The sequence below is a fragment of the Leucobacter sp. genome, assembly GCF_053528595.1.
Window position 1 is genome coordinate 1 of the sequence record NZ_JAIVPF010000048.1, and the last position, 16,109, is coordinate 16,109.

At 71.6% G+C, this 16,109-nt stretch carries 14 protein-coding genes and 1 pseudogene; 8 read left to right on the forward strand and 7 right to left on the reverse strand.

The genetic code is table 11. The features are described 5' to 3' along the window. From ACWKZU_RS09800 to ACWKZU_RS09815, 4 genes and pseudogenes are all read left to right on the forward strand, one after another. Positions 1-264 (forward strand): annotated as a pseudogene (locus tag ACWKZU_RS09800) (hypothetical protein); the annotation flags it as partial. 90 nt (positions 265-354) lie between these two features. Beyond that, complete coding sequence (locus ACWKZU_RS09805) at positions 355-1,521, forward strand: LLM class flavin-dependent oxidoreductase (RefSeq protein ID WP_449282137.1); 1,167 nt, start codon at positions 355-357, stop codon at positions 1,519-1,521. Between the two features lie 8 nt (positions 1,522-1,529). After that, the gene (locus tag ACWKZU_RS09810; protein ID WP_449282138.1) at positions 1,530-2,663 is read left to right on the forward strand and encodes an LLM class flavin-dependent oxidoreductase; all 1,134 of its coding nucleotides are present in this window, start codon (positions 1,530-1,532) and stop codon (positions 2,661-2,663) included. Beyond that, a complete protein-coding gene (locus ACWKZU_RS09815; protein ID WP_449282139.1) occupies positions 2,660-3,481 on the forward strand; it encodes a DUF1684 domain-containing protein in 822 nt (273 codons plus the stop codon). Before ACWKZU_RS09810 ends, ACWKZU_RS09815 begins: the two co-directional genes overlap by 4 nt. Positions 3,482-3,577: 96 nt before the next feature. Here the strand turns inward: ACWKZU_RS09815 and ACWKZU_RS09820 are convergent, their stop codons facing one another. The 6 genes from ACWKZU_RS09820 to ACWKZU_RS09845 form a co-directional block, all read right to left on the reverse strand. Beyond that, positions 3,578-4,264: a CGNR zinc finger domain-containing protein gene (locus tag ACWKZU_RS09820; RefSeq protein ID WP_449282140.1), complete on the reverse strand. Its 687-nt coding sequence runs from the start codon at positions 4,262-4,264 to the stop codon at positions 3,578-3,580. A gap of 316 nt (positions 4,265-4,580) precedes the next feature. Continuing rightward, entirely contained in the window at positions 4,581-5,234 is a 654-nt protein-coding gene (locus tag ACWKZU_RS09825) for an MIP/aquaporin family protein (RefSeq protein ID WP_449282141.1), read from the reverse strand. Between the two features lie 145 nt (positions 5,235-5,379). Beyond that, positions 5,380-6,408, reverse strand: coding sequence for a cation diffusion facilitator family transporter (locus tag ACWKZU_RS09830; protein WP_449282142.1), 1,029 nt, complete (start codon positions 6,406-6,408; stop codon positions 5,380-5,382). Between the two features lie 13 nt (positions 6,409-6,421). Continuing rightward, positions 6,422-8,782 carry a heavy metal translocating P-type ATPase gene (locus ACWKZU_RS09835; RefSeq protein ID WP_449282143.1) on the reverse strand — a complete coding sequence of 787 codons (2,361 nt, stop codon included), beginning with the start codon at positions 8,780-8,782 and terminating at the stop codon, positions 6,422-6,424. A gap of 72 nt (positions 8,783-8,854) precedes the next feature. After that, the gene (locus ACWKZU_RS09840; protein ID WP_449282144.1) at positions 8,855-9,814 is read right to left on the reverse strand and encodes a heavy-metal-associated domain-containing protein; all 960 of its coding nucleotides are present in this window, start codon (positions 9,812-9,814) and stop codon (positions 8,855-8,857) included. A gap of 76 nt (positions 9,815-9,890) precedes the next feature. Further along, positions 9,891-10,109, reverse strand: coding sequence for a heavy-metal-associated domain-containing protein (locus tag ACWKZU_RS09845; protein ID WP_449282145.1), 219 nt, complete (start codon positions 10,107-10,109; stop codon positions 9,891-9,893). Between the two features lie 108 nt (positions 10,110-10,217). Between ACWKZU_RS09845 and ACWKZU_RS09850 the strand changes: the two genes are divergently transcribed. Continuing rightward, entirely contained in the window at positions 10,218-11,477 is a 1,260-nt protein-coding gene (locus ACWKZU_RS09850; RefSeq protein ID WP_449282146.1) for a glycosyltransferase, read from the forward strand. Between the two features lie 178 nt (positions 11,478-11,655). Here the strand turns inward: ACWKZU_RS09850 and ACWKZU_RS09855 are convergent, their stop codons facing one another. Then, on the reverse strand, positions 11,656-12,414 hold the full coding sequence (locus ACWKZU_RS09855; RefSeq protein WP_449282147.1) for a GntR family transcriptional regulator: 759 nt from the start codon (positions 12,412-12,414) through the stop codon (positions 11,656-11,658). A 210-nt stretch (positions 12,415-12,624) separates the two neighbouring features. On the opposite strand from ACWKZU_RS09855, the gene iolC reads away from it, so the two are divergent. The 3 genes from iolC (at position 12,625) to ACWKZU_RS09870 (ending at position 16,097) form a co-directional block, all read left to right on the forward strand. Continuing rightward, entirely contained in the window at positions 12,625-13,578 is a 954-nt protein-coding gene (iolC, locus tag ACWKZU_RS09860) for a 5-dehydro-2-deoxygluconokinase (protein ID WP_449282148.1), read from the forward strand. Position 13,579: 1 nt separating this feature from the next. After that, entirely contained in the window at positions 13,580-14,461 is an 882-nt protein-coding gene (locus tag ACWKZU_RS09865) for a class I fructose-bisphosphate aldolase (RefSeq protein WP_449282149.1), read from the forward strand. A gap of 124 nt (positions 14,462-14,585) precedes the next feature. Next, on the forward strand, positions 14,586-16,097 hold the full coding sequence (locus tag ACWKZU_RS09870; RefSeq protein WP_449282150.1) for a CoA-acylating methylmalonate-semialdehyde dehydrogenase: 1,512 nt from the start codon (positions 14,586-14,588) through the stop codon (positions 16,095-16,097). Positions 16,098-16,109: the final 12 nt, after the last annotated feature.

Here is a 16,109-nt window from a genome sequence, read left to right on the forward strand (position 1 = left end):
GAGGGCTTCACGAACGGCATCAACTACGGTCTCGTGAACGACCCCGACATCGACGCGCTCTACGGCACCATCTCCTCCTCGCTCGACTCCGATGAGCGGGTCGAGGCGGCGCACGAGGCGCAGTCGCTGATCCTGGATCGCGGCTACGCGGTGCCGGTCTACATCCCGAAGAAGATCGTCGGCACCACCTCCGCCGTCAACGGATGGTCGTTCGACGCCGTCGGCTACACCGACAGCTTCTTCGACGTCTGGCTGAGCGAGTAGCCGGCCCCTCCCCGCGGTTCCGGGTGCCGCGCACGGCACCCGGAACCACCGTCACCATCACACCAGCCTCCTGAGGGCGAAAGGACTCCCGTGCCCCGCATCGATCTGTTCTACTACGGCGACGTCTCCTCCGGGCAGAGCCCGGCCCAGCTCTACCGCGACATCGAAGAGCAGGTCGTGCTCGGGGATCGACTCGGCTACAACGGGGTGTGGATCACGGAGCACCACTTCCGCTCCCGGGGGGAGGTGCCGGATCCGCTGCTGCTGCTCGCGCGCCTGAGCGGCAGGACCGAGCGCATCCGCCTCGGCACGGCGATCGTGTGCGCGCCGTACTACGACCCGATCCGGCTCGCCGAAGCCGCGCTGCTGCTCGACGCGCTGAGCGGCGGGCGCCTCGACCTCGGCGTCGGGACCGGCATGACGAGCGAGCAGTTCGCTCGCGTCTTCGGCTTCGAGGCCGAGGACGCCGCTGCGCGGGCGAGGGAGATCCATGAGATCCTCCGGATCGCGATCGACGAGGGCGTCGTGAACTTCGACGGCGAGTTCTACCGGTACCGGGACGTGGAGATATCGCCGCCCGCCGGGCGTCCGGCCCGCGATCTGATCTGGACCGCGGCAGGCCGGAACGCGACCGGCCTGGCCCGCGAGCACGGCTACCGGCTCATGATCCCGCGCCCGCTGCCGCTCGCGGAGCGTCTGCGCATCAATGCCGAGTACCGGGAGGCGGTGCCGAACGGCGAGGTCGTGCACCTGCGCTCGGGCCTCGTCGCACCGACCCGGGAGCTCGCGCGGCAGCGCGCCGTCGAGTTCCTGCGCGAGTACGCGGGCGTCTACCTCGCGACCGATTGGCGCGGGGGACCGGACAGCGAGAGCTTCGACGACGTCGCTGAGAAGCTCAGCTTCGCCGTGGGCACGGCGAGCGAGGTCGCCGACCGGATCTGGGAGTGGACCGAGCAGTTCGACGGTACCGAGCAGACGGCGATCCAGTTCCAGGGTCCGGGCGTGGAGCACGCGCACGCGCTCGAATCGATCGAGCTCTTCGCCGCGGAGCTGCCGGGCCTGCAGGCGGACGCCCCCCGCACCGCCGTTCCGTACGCCGATCCCGGAATCCCGCACCGACCGCTGCCGCGACCCACGACGCCGTATCGCGAGGGGATCGCGGAGCCCGACGTGGGGAGCGCGCCGCCCGGCGCCTTCGACATTCCCGCAGCCGGCCCCTCGGCGGCACTCTCGAGCACATCACACCCGCGACCGTAAGGCACATCATGAGTGAGCACCAGACCGCCCTCGGCGGAACCACCGACCCGCTGGGCACGACCGAGATCGGCTCCCGGCTGCGGATCGGCTTCATCACCCACCTCGACCAGCACGACGACACGAGCACGATCTACCGCGAGAACATCCGGTTGTTCCAGGCACTCGAGGCGCAGGGCTACGACAGCGCCTGGGTCGCGACCCGGCACTTCTTCTCAGGCTGGGCGGCGCTCCCGAGCCCCTACGCCTTCCTCGGCGCTGCGGCGGTCAGCACCGAGCGCATCAGCCTCGGCACTGCCGTGCTGCCGCTCGTGCTCGACGACGCGGTTCGCGCCGCGGAAGAGGTCGCCGTCATCGACCACCTCTCGAACGGCCGGCTGCTGCTCGGGATCGGGAAGGGGGTGCCGAGCGATTCCTTCCACGTGTTCGAGGCGTGGGAGGAGGACCGGGACGGCAACTTCGAGGGCAAGGTCGAGCAGCTGCACTGGGCGCTTCGGGGGAGCGCGGTCGAGGGCGGCAGCGCCTCGATCTGGCCCCAGAACCGCGGCCTCGAGGGCCGGCTCTTCCACGGCAGTTCGAACATCGAGACGATCAGGCGAGCGGCTCGCCGCGGCGACGGGCTGATCCTCGAACGGTTCGGGAACGGCGAGGAGCGCACGCCCGAGGCGAGGCGGGCGTTCCAGCAGCGCCAGGCGGACTCGGTCATCGAGTACCGCGAGCTCTTCGCCGAGACCTGGGGTGAGGAGCGCACCCCCTACGTCGTCACCTCGCGCACCGCGTACCCGGGCGCGACCACGGACGCGGCGCTCGCGGAGGCGGGCGAGAAGGCCGGCCGCTGGAACGAGTTCGCGGCCACCATCGGACGGGTCGACGCCGATCGCAGCGTCGCGGAGCAGCTGCTCTCCGACAACTTCATCTGGGGCGACGCCGAGACGCTCGCCGCCGATCTGCTCGACGACCCGACGGTGCTGCTGAGCGATGAGATCGTACTGGGGATCCACCCCGCCCTGCATACCATCGACGAGACCATCGACAAGGCCGAGGCGCTGATCGAAGAGGTCGTGCCGAGGCTCCGGGCCGGCTGGGAGGAGCGGCGGCACCCGCTGCTGCGGCACCCGGTCCTGCGGCACGGAGGTGCGAGATGAGCACCTCGTCGGGCGGAGCGCGGAGCGTGCTGGAAGGATCCGTCTGGGAGACGGAATGGCGGGAGTGGCACGCCGCCCGCGAGCGCTATGCGACCGACCCGAGCGGGCCGGCGTCGCTCGCGGGCACCTACTGGCTGCTGACGGGAGCGGGTGGCGAACTGCCGGGCGTCGCGGGCGTCTGGGCGGCCACGGGCGACGCCGATCGACCGGTGCGCGGGGTCGGGCTCGCCGGGAGCGGGTATCGCACGGGTGACGGCGGGCCGGTCGGCGAGCGGATCGACCTCGCCGCCGGCGAAGAACTGTTCGACGGGGATCGGCGCTTCAGCGTCTTCGCTCGGGACGACCGCTACGCGCTGCGGGTGTTCGATCCGGAGACCGCCGCGGGGAAGCGGATCACGGGGATCGACGCGTTCGCGCCGGATCCGGCTCTGCGGGTGACGGCGGTGCGCGAGACGAGCGGTGAGACGGAGACGGTGACGCTCGTCGACGGGTTCCAGAAGGACGAGGTGATCGACGCCCGGTTCGTGTTCGAGCTCGATGGCGAGGTGCTCCGTCTCAAGGCGAGGTGGAACGGGGCCTCGTACTCGGTGGTGTTCGGGGACTCGACGAACGGGGATCTGAGCTACCGGTTCCGCTTCCTCCGCATCGAGCAGCCCGCCGAGGGTGATCCGTGGATCATCGATTTCAACCGGGCGTTCGTGCCGCCGTGCGCGTTCAGCGACCACTTCGTCTGCCCGCTGCCGCCCGAGGGGAATCGACTGCCCGTGGCGATCCGGGCCGGCGAACGGCGGCTCGCCGTAGCCGGGGCGGCGGCCTGAGGCCTGGTTCCGGGCCGCGGGGATGCGGCGGCTCCGGGTCCCGGGGATGCGGGTTTCGGCCGTCCGGCCGTCCCGGGTTCCCGGCACCCGGTGATCTCAGGACGGGGTGAGTGCGCTCGCCGTCCTCCTGGCCCGGAACTCGGCTGCCCGCGCCTTCCCACCGCAGCGCTGGCTCGTGCACCAGCGGCGATTGCCGGGACGCGATCGATCCACGAAGAGGTGGCTGCACGGATCCATCTCGCAGCGCTTCAACCGTCCCCCGGGCGTCTCGGTGAGCACTTCGACCGCGTCCTGGGCGAGCAGCGGGAGTAGGGACAGTGCGTCGAACTCCTCCGACTGCTCGGGAGCGAACCCATCGTGGTGCAGCAGTGCATGAGGACGCCGCATCCCCGCAGCTGAGTTCAGCACCGACCGGTGGCCGGCGGACGGACGGGCGGTGCCCGCGATCCTCTCGAGGGTAAGCTCCCGGATCGCCTCCCGGAGTTCGGAGAGCATGAGGAACTCCGCAGCCGTGGGGGCGCGCGTGAGCTCGGGGACCCCGGTGAGTCGCAGCCACTCGTTCAGCCTCTCGGCACTGTACAAGCGGTCGGTTCTCACCGGTGCGTCCCAGGCGAACATCGTGGCGCACAGGCTCAGGGAGATCTGGTCCGAGATGAAGACCGAGTCGAGCTCCTTGGCGATCCAGCCCGGCAGGTCGCTCCGTTCGGCCACAGCCCGATGCGCGGTGAAGGCCGCGATCGAGTCGTGGCTCGCCGAGGCATCCCGGTGATCGATCACGCCCATGCGCCCGAGCCTCCTCGAATACGTCGCATCCTCCCGCGGCCGCGCCGGCGCTTCCGCGCCGTGCTCGCGCACCGTCGTATCCCCTCAATCTATCGCACGGCACGTCTCCGCAGTCGCCTCGGAGCGCGAGGAGTCGGAGCTGCCGATGGACCGACGGGATCGTGCGTCTTCGAGCACCGATCCCGGGAGGGGCGCGGATCGAGGTGACAGCGCCCCGGCACCCGGCTCGAGCCTCAGCGCGAGTGGACGGGACCCGCGACGACGAAGGGCCCGCCCCGGCGAACCGGAGCGGGCCCTTCGCTGCGAGCGGCGAGGATCAGGCCTCGGCCGCACCCGCCTTGAGCTGGTCGTGCGTGTTGAGCGCGCGGAACACGAGCGCCGCGAGCGCGCCGCCGACGAGCGGGGCGACGAAGTAGAGCCAGAGGCTCGACCAGGCGAAATCGCCGTGCACGGCGAGACCGAGCGCGACCGCGGGGTTGAAGCCGCCGCCGGAGACCGGCCCGACCGCGAACGCACCCACGACCACGACCGAGCCGATCGCGAGGCCGTAGAACGAGTTGCCCTCGGTGTCCTTCGACGTCGCGACGTTGAGCACCACGTAGACCAGGATGAAGGTGAAGATCGCCTCGACCAGGAATGCGGGGCCGACCTCGATCACCTTCGCCGCGTCGGGCGCCGCGAAGATGAGGCCCGCGACGAGTGCGCCGAGGGCGCCGCCGACGAGCTGGGCGACGACGTAGGCCACGAAGTCGCCGGCGCTCAGGGCGCCGCGCAGCCAGGCGCCGAGCGACACGGCCGGGTTGAGGTGCGCGCCCGAGAGGTGACCGGTCGCGTAGATGAGCACCATCAGGGTGAAGCCGATGGCGAGGGGCGCGAGGTCGCCGGCGTTGTTGATCGCGGCAACGATGGCGAAGACGAACAGGAATGTCGCAAGGGCCTCGGCGACCGCATTCCGCACGGTACCAGTCATGTCGACTCACTTTCTTGGAGCATCGGAATTTCCTTGATTGCGTCCATTATGTCAAAGCGGCGTGTCGCGGCCGGGAGTGTTGCGCGGTGTCGCGGGAGTCCGTCCGATGCGCGCGGAGGCGGCGGGACGAGGGGACGAGGGTCGCTCACGTCGCGGGGTGCGCGCCGCCCTCCCCGGTGGTGTGCCCCTCCGGCTCGATCTGCAGGGTCACGTGCTCGGTGTCGAAGTGCGCGTGCAGGCACGCGCGCAGCTCGTCGAGGATCGCGTGGTAGTCGCGCTCGCTCCACACGGTGTCCGTCACCGTGACGTGCGCGGAGAACGCGGGAACGCCCGAGGTGATCGTCCACGCGTGCACGTCGTGCACCTCGATGACGCCGGGGACCGCGAGCATGTGGCGTCGCGCCGCGTCGACGTCGACGTGCTTGGGCGAGGCCTCGAGCAGCACGTCGACCACGTCGCGCAGCAGGCTGACGGCGCGCGGGAAGATGAGCAGCGCGATGAGGATCGACGCGATCTGATCCACGGCGTTCCAGCCGGTGAACAGGATGATCACACCCGCGATGATGACCGCGACCGAGCCGAGCAGGTCGCCGAGCACCTCGAGGTACGCGCCGCGCACGTTGAGGCTCTCCTTCTGGCCCGAGCGCAGGATGAGCAGCGAGACGAGGTTGGCCGCGGCGCCGATGACGGCGGCGACGAGCATGGGCCCCGAGTGCACCTCGACCTCGGACCCGAAGCGCGAGATCGCCTGCACGAGGATCACGATCGCGATGACCCCCAGCACGATCCCGTTGACGAGCGCGGCGAGCACCTCGACGCGCAGGTAGCCGTAGGTGCGCTTGGAGGTGGCGGGCAGCCCGGCGATGAGGCTCGCGATGAGCGCGATGGCCACGCCGGTGGCGTCGGTGAGCATGTGCCCGGCATCGGCCAGCAGCGACAGCGAGTTCGAGATGAACGCGCCGATCACCTGCACCACGAACACGGCGAGGGTGATCGAGAGCACGAGGATCAGGCGCTTGCGGTGCTTGCCGGTCGCGGTGCCGGCGCCCTGCAGCCCGTGGTCGTGCGAGTGCCCGTGCCCGCCGTGCGCGCTCGCCTCGGCCCCCGGCCGCTCCGGGTGCCCCGCGCTGAATTCCGCGTCGCAGGAGTCCGCCGGCCCGTGCTCCTCGCTCATGATGCCGACCATATCAACGTCCGGCCCGTTCCGGCGCGACGGACCCGGTGAACCGCCTGAGCCGCAGGCTGTTGCCGACGACGAAGACGCTCGAGAACGCCATCGCCGCACCGGCGAGCATGGGGTTGAGCAGGCCGAGCGCCGCGAGCGGGATCGCCGACACGTTGTAGGCGAAGGCCCAGAACAGGTTGCCCTTGATGGTGCCGAGCGTGCGGCGCGAGAGCCGGATCGCGTCGGCGGCGCTGCGGAGGTCGCCGCGCACCAGGGTGATGTCGGAGGCCTCGATGGCCGCGTCCGCGCCAGTGCCCATCGCGAGGCCCAGGTCGGCCTGGGCGAGCGCGGCGGCGTCGTTCACGCCGTCGCCGACCATGGCGACCACCCGGCCCTCGCCCTGCAGCCGCGAGATCACGTCGGCCTTGTCGCCGGGTAGCACCTCGGCGATGACCTGCTCGATCCCGACCTCCGCGGCGATCTGCCTGGCGACGGTGTCGTTGTCGCCGGTGAGCAGGATCGGGGTGAGCCCGAGACCGCGGAACCGGCCGATCGCCTCGGCGCTCGTGGGCTTGACGCGGTCGGCGACCACGAGCAGGCCCCGGGTCCGCCCGTCCCACGCCACGAGCACCGCGGTGCGCCCGCGGCTCTCGGCCTCCTCCTGAGCGGCCGCGATCGCGGGGTCGAGTGCGACCGACCACTCCTCGAGCAGCGACCGGCGCCCCACGAGCACGGTGCGCCCGTCGACGATCCCCGAGACGCCCTTGCCCTCCGTGTTGCGGAATCCCTCGACGTCGGGGAGCGCGATGTCGAGCTCCTCCGAGGCCCGCTGCGCGATCGCCTGGGCGATCGGGTGCTCCGAGGCGTCCTCGAGCGCGCCGGCCAGGCGCAGCAGCTCCGCGCGATCCACGCCCGCGGCCGGGATCGCGTCGAGCAGCGACATCCTGCCCGTGGTCACGGTGCCCGTCTTGTCGAGCACGATCGTGTCGACGCGGCGCGTCGACTCGAGGATCTCGGGCCCCTTGATCAGGATCCCGAGCTGCGCGCCGCGGCCGGTGCCCACGAGCAGCGCGGTCGGGGTCGCGAGCCCGAGCGCGCAGGGGCAGGCGATGATGAGCACCGCGACGGCGGCGGTGAAGGCGGAGGCCGCGGGGAAGCCGGCGCCCAGCCACGCGCCGAGCGTGAGCACCGCGATGCCGATGGCGATCGGCACGAACACGCCCGACACCCGGTCGGCCAGCCGCTGCACCTCGGCCTTGCCCGACTGCGCGTCCTCGACGAGCCTCGCCATCTGGGCGAGCCGGGTGTCGCCGCCGACGCGGGTGGCGCGTACCACGAGCCGGCCGCTCGCGTTGACGGTGGCGCCCGTGACGGCGTCGCCGGGGCCGGCCTCGACGGGCACCGATTCGCCGGTGAGCATGGACGCGTCGATCGCGGAGCGCCCCGAGACGATCACGCCGTCGGTCGCGATCTTCTCGCCCGGGCGCACGACGAACTCGTCGCCCGCCGAGAGCTCCTCGACGGGGATCCGGACTTCCTGTACGGCGCCGCGTGCGCCGGTTCGCGACGGGTCGGGGTGCTCCGCGTCCCGACTCCCCGTCGTGCGCAGGACCGCGACGTCCTTGGCACCCAGCTCGAGCAGTGCGCGCAGGGCGGCGCCGGCCCGCCGCTTCGAGCGCTTCTCGAAGTAGCGCCCGGCGAGGATGAACATCGTCACCCCCGCGGCGACCTCGAGGTAGATGTCTGCCGCGCCGTCGCTCGGGCTGATGGAGAGTTCGAAGGGGTGCGTCATGCCGGGCACGCCCGCCGTTCCGAGGAACAGCGCGTAGAGCGACCACAGGAAGGCGGCGCCCGTGCCGACGGAGACGAGCGTGTCCATGGTCGCGGCGCCGTGCTTCAGGTTGGTCCACGCGGCGCGATGGAACGGCCAGGCCGCCCACACGATGACGGGCGACGCGAGCGCGAGCGATGCCCACTGCCAGTAGTCGAACTGCAGGGCGGGGATCATCGCCATGAGGATCACGGGCACGGAGAGCACGATCGAGCCGATCAGCCGCTGGCGCAGCGCGATCAGCTCGCGGTCGGGGGCCTCCCCGTCGGCGGTCTCCGCCGCCGCTGCGGCCGGAGGCTGGGGGAGGGCCGCGGTGTAGCCGGTCTTCTCGACCTCGGCGACGAGCTGCGCGGGATCGAGGCCGGCCGGCGCGCGCACTCGCGCCTTCTCCGTCGCGTAGTTGACCGAGGCCTCGACGCCGTCGAGCCGGTTCAGCTTCTTCTCGATGCGCATCGCGCACGACGCGCAGGTCATGCCGCCGATCTCGAGCTCGTAGCTGCGCCGTGCGGATCCGAGTTCTGCGGATTCGCTCACGGCCTGTGGTGTCGACATGATCGGGGTCCTTCGCTGCGACGGGGTGATGATGCTGGCGGTGGGTGGGGTCGGGTGCGGGAGCACGGGTGCTCAGTGCGACTCGTCGTGGGAGGCGCGCTCGGGAGCCTCGTCCTCGGCGGTCGTGCCTTCGGCGGTCGTGCCCTCGGCCGTCGTGAGCGCGAAGGCTGCGGTGTGCACCTCGTCGCCGACCCGGAAGTCGAAGTAGAGCAGGTAGCGGCCTGCCGTGGGCGCCTCGGTGGCGAAGTCGACGCTCGGCCCGGACAGCTCGCCGGGCTGCGGCTCGGCGCCCTCGGGGTGCACGTGCAGGTAGGCGAGGTCACCCTCCCGCAGCGCGACGAGGTGGCCGAAGGCGCCCAGATAGGGCTGGATCCCGGTGACGTCGTCGCCGTCGCGGCTGACCCGCAGCGTGAGCGTCGAGCCGCCGCCGACGAGGAGATCGCCCTCCAGGCTCACGTCGAAGTCGCCCGCCCGCGCCTCGCGAACGTCGCCGCGGGTGCGCTCCGGCGCGAACCCGCCGCCGACGTCGAGGCTGCGGGAGAGGGTGAGTCCCTCCTCCGCGTCACCGGGGACGAAGTCGGCGAAGACGCGGTAGCTGCCGGCCCGCTGCCAGGTCCAGGGCACCGACCAGGTGCCGTCGGCGCCGATCTCGGGGTGCACGTGCCGGAACTCGGCGCCGTCGCTCCGCACCACGATCAGGTGCAGATCCTTCTCGTGCTCCTCGGTGTAGCGCGTCAGGGGCGTTCCGCGCTCGTCGAGGATCGAGAAGCTCAGCGCGCCCGCCGTGCCGGGCTCCTGCGGTGCGGCGATGGGGCTCAGACGGTAGCCGGCCGCCGCGAGCGAGAGGCCCGGCAGGGCGGCGGCTGCGGTGCCGGCCGCCGGGTTCTCGTGCGGACCGTGGTCGCCGGAGGCGTCCGCGATCCGCTCCTCGACGGCCGACGGAGGCACGACGGCCCCGGCGACGAGGAATGCGGCGCCGAAGACGGCTGCCAGGCCGAGGCCGAAGAGGCCGAGGCGTGCGGGGGTGTTCATGGGATCCCTCCTGCGCGTTGCGGTGGACGGCGCCGGGTCGGTGGCGGTCCTGGGCCGGAGCGGGCGGTGCGGCCGCTCAGGCGCGATGGGCGGTGTAGCCCGCCTCCTCGACGGCGGCGAGCACGGCGGCATCGTCGACGGGGGTCGCGGCGGCGGTGCGCACGGCGAGCCGGCCCGTGCTCGAGCTGACTTCGATCCCGGTGACGCCCGGGATCTGCTCGACCTCGGAGCGGATCGCGACCTCGCAGTGCCCGCAGCTCATCCCGGCGACCTGGTACTCGGTGGTGGCGTTCATGGTTTCCTCTCGGATCGTCGTCTTTCCACCATACCCCCATGGGGTATGCGTTGACCACAACCCGCGGCCCCGGCGCAGTATTCCCGCGCGAGGCGATACGCTCGATGCATGGGCTCTGCGCCGAACACCTCACCGCTCCGCTTCGGCTTCGTCATGCTGCACACCTCGCCGCTCGACGTGCCGGGCACCAAGGACGCCGGGGGGATGAACGTGGTGGTGCGCGCCCAGGCCGACGCGCTCGCTCGCGCGGGCCACGAGGTCGTCATCTTCACGCGGCGCAGCGACCCCGCGCTGCCCCGACGCTCCGAGCTGCGACCGGGGCTCACCGTGGTGCACCTCGACGCCGGCCCCGCCCGCCTGCTCGCGAAGGGCGAGCACGAGGGCGTCATGGAGCAGTTCGGCGAACTGCTCGACGCGGAGCTGCAGCGCAGCCCGGTCGACCTGCTGCACGCCGAGCACTGGTTCTCGGGCATCGCGGCCCTCCCGGCCGCGCGGCGGGCGGGGATCCCGCTCGTGCAGAGCTACCACTCCATCGCGGCGCCGCCCGAGTCGCCGCTCGGCGAGGGCGAGCGCCCCGAGTCGCCCGGGCGCCTCGCGGGGGAGCGGCTGCTGGCGCACGAGGCGGATCTCGTCATCGCGGTGAGCGAGGCCGAGCGGCGCACGGTGCTCGAGCGGCTCGAGGGCGACGAGGATCGGGTGCGCGTGGTGCCGCTGGGCGTCGACACCGAGCTCTTCCACCCCTGCGCCACCCAGGAGTGCGCCGAGGATCGCGACTGGCTCAGCAGCGGAGGCCGTCCCGAGGCGATCGTCGTGGGCCGACTGCACCCGCTGAAGGGCTTCGATCTCGTGATCGACGCGGTGGCGGCCATCGATCCGGATCGCCGGCCGATGCTGCGGGTCGTGGGGGCGCCGCCGCCCGACGGGGACGACTACGTGCGTGCGCTGCACGAGGCCGTCGCGCAGCACGGCATGCTCCGCACGACCGCGTTCGACGGCGCGCTGCGCCGCCGTGATCTCGCGGAGCGGATCCGCCGCGCCTGCATCATGCTCGTGCCGTCGCACTCGGAGACCTTCGGGCTCGTCGCACTCGAGGCGGCGGCCTCCGGCATCCCCGTGATCGCGCGCGACGCCGGGGGTCTGCGGGAGGCGGTGATCGACGGCGTGACGGGGATCCTGATCCCCGCCGATCCCGCCGCGGGCGCCGGCGACGATCCGCAGGTCTGGGCCGAGGCCATCGAGCGCCTGCTCGACGACGAGGAGCTGCGCGACCGCATGGGCGCCGCGGCGAGGGAGCACGCCCTGACGCGCAGCTGGGACGTCTCGGCCGAGCGTCTGCTCGAGGCCTACCGGGAGCTGCTGGCGCGGTAGGCCCGGCGGGATAGATGTCGCGCGCCAGTAGATGTCCTCAAGACGGGCGCCAGGCGACAACTACTGACGCGCGAAGAAGGTGCGGGCGCGGGTGCCGTTCCCCTCGACGAGCTCAGGGGGCGGGTGCGTTGCGCAGAGCGTCGGGCCGACGAGATCGAGCCGTGCCCGTGCCCGCCCCTCAGCGCGAGACGAGCGTCGTCTCGAAGGAGTAGAGGTCGGGTCGGTAGCAGTGGTGGCCCGCCTCGATGACGCGGCCGCCGTGGTCGAACGCCACGCGATCCATCGTGAGGAGCGGGCTGCCCTTGGCGATGTCGAGCAGCTCGTGCTCGTCGCCGTGGGTGCGTCGCGCGCCGATCACCTGGTTGGCGATCTTGATCGTGATGCCCCGCGCGCGCAGGATCTCGTAGAGCCCCTGCCGCTCGAGCTGCTCGATCGTGAGATCCGAGAACTCCGGGGGGAGGAGGTTCTCGAGGATCGCCATGGGCGTGCCGTCTGCGCTGCGCAGGCGCCGCAGGCGCGTGACCTCGGCTCCCGGGGCGACGTGCAGCCGCTGCGCGATCTCCTCATCGGCCGCGATGCGCTCGAGGGAGAGCACTCGCGTGGAGGGCTTGTGCCCCACGCGGGTGAGGTCCTCGTGGAGGCTCGTGAGCTCGACCGGGCGGCTCACGCGCGCCTGCACCACCTGGGTGCCGATGCCGCGCCGGCGCACGAGCAGGCCCTTGTTGACGAGCTCCTGGATCGCCCGCCGGACCGTCGGGCGGGAGAGGCCGAGGCGCTCGCCGATGGAGATCTCGTTCTCGAGGCGGGCGCCCGCCGGGATCACCCCCTCGCGGATCGCGCGCTCGAGGCGGCTGGAGATCTGGAAGTACAGGGGTACCGGGCCGGAGCGGTCGAGGTCGGTGAAGAGCTCGTCCGGCCACACGGGTGCGGTGCTCATGGTCCCTCCTTGGAGCATCGAGCGGCGTTGATCGGCGGACCCGGCCACGCTTTTGTGATGACAACATTACCTCCTGCGGGCCTCGCAGGTGTTCGATCGGAGGCGCGGCGCGGCGAAAAGCCGGGTGCGACGCCGATCATTCGTGCTATTGTTAGGACAAATGCAGCGGCGCACTCCGCGCTGCGCGTCACCTCGGAAGGCGGGTAGCGAATGTCGGAACAACGGCGTCCTGATGACGTGCTGGTGATGGGCAGGCTGGGAGTCGACGTCTATCCGCTGCAGCAGGGGCCGCTCGAGGACGTCGAGAGCTTCGGCAAGTACCTCGGCGGCAGCGCCGCCAACGTCGCCGTGGCCGCCGCGAAGTACGGCCACCCGGCCGCGCTCGTGTCGCGCGTCGGCGACGATCCCTTCGGCCGGTACCTGCTGCGCGAGCTCGATCGCCTCGGCGTCGACCCGCGCGAGGTGCGCGTCGATCCCGAGTACCCGACCCCCGTCACGTTCTGCGAGATCTTCCCGCCCGACGATTTCCCGCTCTACTTCTACCGCAAGCCGAAGGCGCCGGATCTGCAGATCGACCGCGCCGATCTCGACCTCGATGCGGTGCGTGCCGCTCGCATCTTCTGGTTCACGCTCACGGGCCTCAGCGAGGAGCCGAGCCGCACCGCGCATCACACGGCGCTCGAGGCCCGCGGCGGGAAGCGGCACACGGTCTTCGACCTCGACTACCGCCCGATGTTCTGGGCGGACCCCGCGGAGGCGACCGCCCAGGTGGCCCGCGCGATCGAGAACGCGACCGTCGCCGTCGGCAACCGGGAGGAGTGCGAGGTCGCCGTGGGCGAGACCGAGCCCGATCGCGCGGCCGACGCGCTGCTCGAGCGCGGCATCGAGCTCGCCATCGTGAAGCAGGGGCCCAGGGGCGTGCTCGCCAAGACCCGTGAGCAGCGGGTCGAGGTGCCGCCGCACTTCGTCGACGTCGTCAACGGCCTGGGGTCGGGCGACGCCTTCGGCGGCGCGCTCTGCCACGGCCTGCTCGAGGGCTGGGGCCTCGAGCGCATCCTCCGCTTCGCCAACGTCGCGGGCGCGATCGTGGCCACTCGACTCGAGTGCTCCACGGCGATGCCCGACGCGGCCGAGGTCGAAGCCGTCCTCACGAAGGGAGCCTGAGATGGCGTTGGACTTCGAGCGTCTGCGCGAGCTGCGCGCCGCCGATCCCGCCGGCGTGGGCCGGGCCCTCGCGGAGCGCAGGCGCCGCGAGGTGATCCGCGGCGACGGCCGCCTCTTCATCGTGGCCGCCGACCACCCGGCGCGCGGCGCCATCGCGGTCGGTGCGAACCCCACCGCGATGGCCGACCGCTACGAGCTGCTCGAGCGCATGGCGCTCGCCGTCTCGCGACCCGGCGTCGACGGCGTGCTGGGCACCCCCGACATCATCGACGACCTCGCCGCGCTCGGCCTGCTCGACGACAAGATCGTGGTGGGCTCCATGAACCGCGGCGGCCTGCGCGGCGCGGCGTTCGAGATGGACGACCGCTACACCGCCTACGACGTCGGCGCGATGGTGGGGCAGGGGATCGACTTCGCGAAGACGCTCATCCGGATCGACCTGGACGACGCCGGGACCGCGGCCACCCTGGAGGCCACCGCCCGGGCGGTCGACGCCGCTGCCGCGGCCGGGCTGCCCATCATGCTCGAGCCCTTCATGAGCAGGCGGGTGGACGGCCGGGTCGTCAACGACCTGAGCGCCGACGCGGTGATCCTCTCGACCGCCATCGCCTCGGGCCTCGGCAACTCGAGCGCCTACACCTGGATGAAACTGCCGGTCGTGCCCGAGATGGAGCGCGTGATGGCGGCGACCACGATGCCGACGCTGCTGCTCGGCGGCGACAACGGTGGCGATCCGGACGAGACCTTCGCGTCCTGGGCGGAGGCGCTCGCCCTGCCCGGCGTGCGCGGTCTCACCGTGGGGCGCACCCTGCTCTACCCCCACGACGGCGACGTGGCCGCGGCCGTCGACACCGCAGCCCGCCTCGTGCACACTGACCTGTAGGGATTCCGTCACGCAACTGTCATCCTGCGCGAGCTTGCGAGTCGCAGGACCTCACCGAAGTCAACCTGGATCCTGCGATCCGCTCCGCGGCCGCAGGGTGACGAATGAAGTCGAAGGAAAGATCATGACCACCGAAACCCCCGTCATCCCGCACTGGATCGACGGCGCGCGCCGCGCGTCGACCTCGGGCCGCACCGCCCCGGTCTACAACCCCGCGACCGGCGAGGTGCAGGCGCACGTCGCGCTGGCAGACGAGGCCGAGATCGCCGAGGCCATCGCGTCGGCGCAGCGCGGCTTCGAGCTGTGGAGCGAGTTCTCCATGGCCAAGCGCCAGACCGTCATCTTCAAGTTCCGCGAGCTGCTGAACGCCCGCAAGGGCGAACTCGCCGCGATCATCACCGCCGAGCACGGCAAGGTGCTCTCGGACGCGATGGGCGAGATCCTGCGCGGCCAGGAGGTCGTGGAGCTCGCGACCGGATTCCCGCACCTCATCAAGGGCGCGTTCTCCGAGAACGCCTCCACCGGCATCGACGTCTACTCGATCAAGCAGCCCATCGGCGTCGCCGGCATCATCTCCCCCTTCAACTTCCCCGCGATGGTGCCCATGTGGTTCTTCCCCATCGCGATCGCGGCGGGCAACGCGGTCGTCGTGAAGCCGAGCGAGAAGGATCCCTCGGCCTCGCTGTGGCTCGCGGAGCTCTGGAAGGAGGCCGGGCTCCCCGACGGCGTCTTCACCGTGCTCCACGGCGACAAGCTCGCGGTCGACGGCCTGCTCACCTCGCCCGACGTCGCCTCGATCTCGTTCGTGGGGTCGACGCCCATCGCGCAGTACATCTACGAGACCGCATCGAAGCACGGCAAGCGCGTGCAGGCGCTCGGCGGCGCCAAGAACCACATGCTGGTGCTGCCCGACGCCGATCTCGACCTCGTGGCCGATCAGGCGATCAACGCCGGCTACGGCGCGGCGGGCGAGCGCTGCATGGCGATCTCGGTGGTGCTGGCCGTGGAGCCGGTGGCCGACGAGCTGATCGAGAAGATCACCGAGCGCATCGCGAAGCTCGACATCGGCAACGGCGCCTCGACGCCGGAGCCCGACATGGGCCCGCTCATCACCGACGTGCACCGCGACAAGGTCACGGGCTACATCGACATCGCCGAGCAGGACGGCGCGACGATCGTCGTCGACGGCCGCGACTTCACGGTCGACGGGCACGAGGGCGGCTTCTTCGTCGGCCCCACGCTCATCGACAACGTCCCCACCACCTCGCGCGCCTACACCGAGGAGATCTTCGGCCCGGTGCTCGAGATCGTGCGCGTCAAGACCTTCGAGGAGGGCGTGAGCCTGATCAACTCGGGCGCCTTCGGCAACGGCACCGCGATCTTCACCAACGACGGCGGCGCCGCGCGGCGCTTCCAGCACGAGATCCAGGTCGGCATGATCGGGATCAACGTGCCGATCCCGGTGCCCGTGGCCTACCACTCCTTCGGCGGCTGGAAGGCGTCCCTGTTCGGCGACGCCAAGGCCTACGGCGTGCACGGCTTCGACTTCTTCACCCGCGAGAAGGCGATCACCAGCCGCTGGCTCGATCCCGCCACGCACGGCGGCATCAACCTCGGCTTCCCGCAGAACGACTAGGTTCTGGCTGGA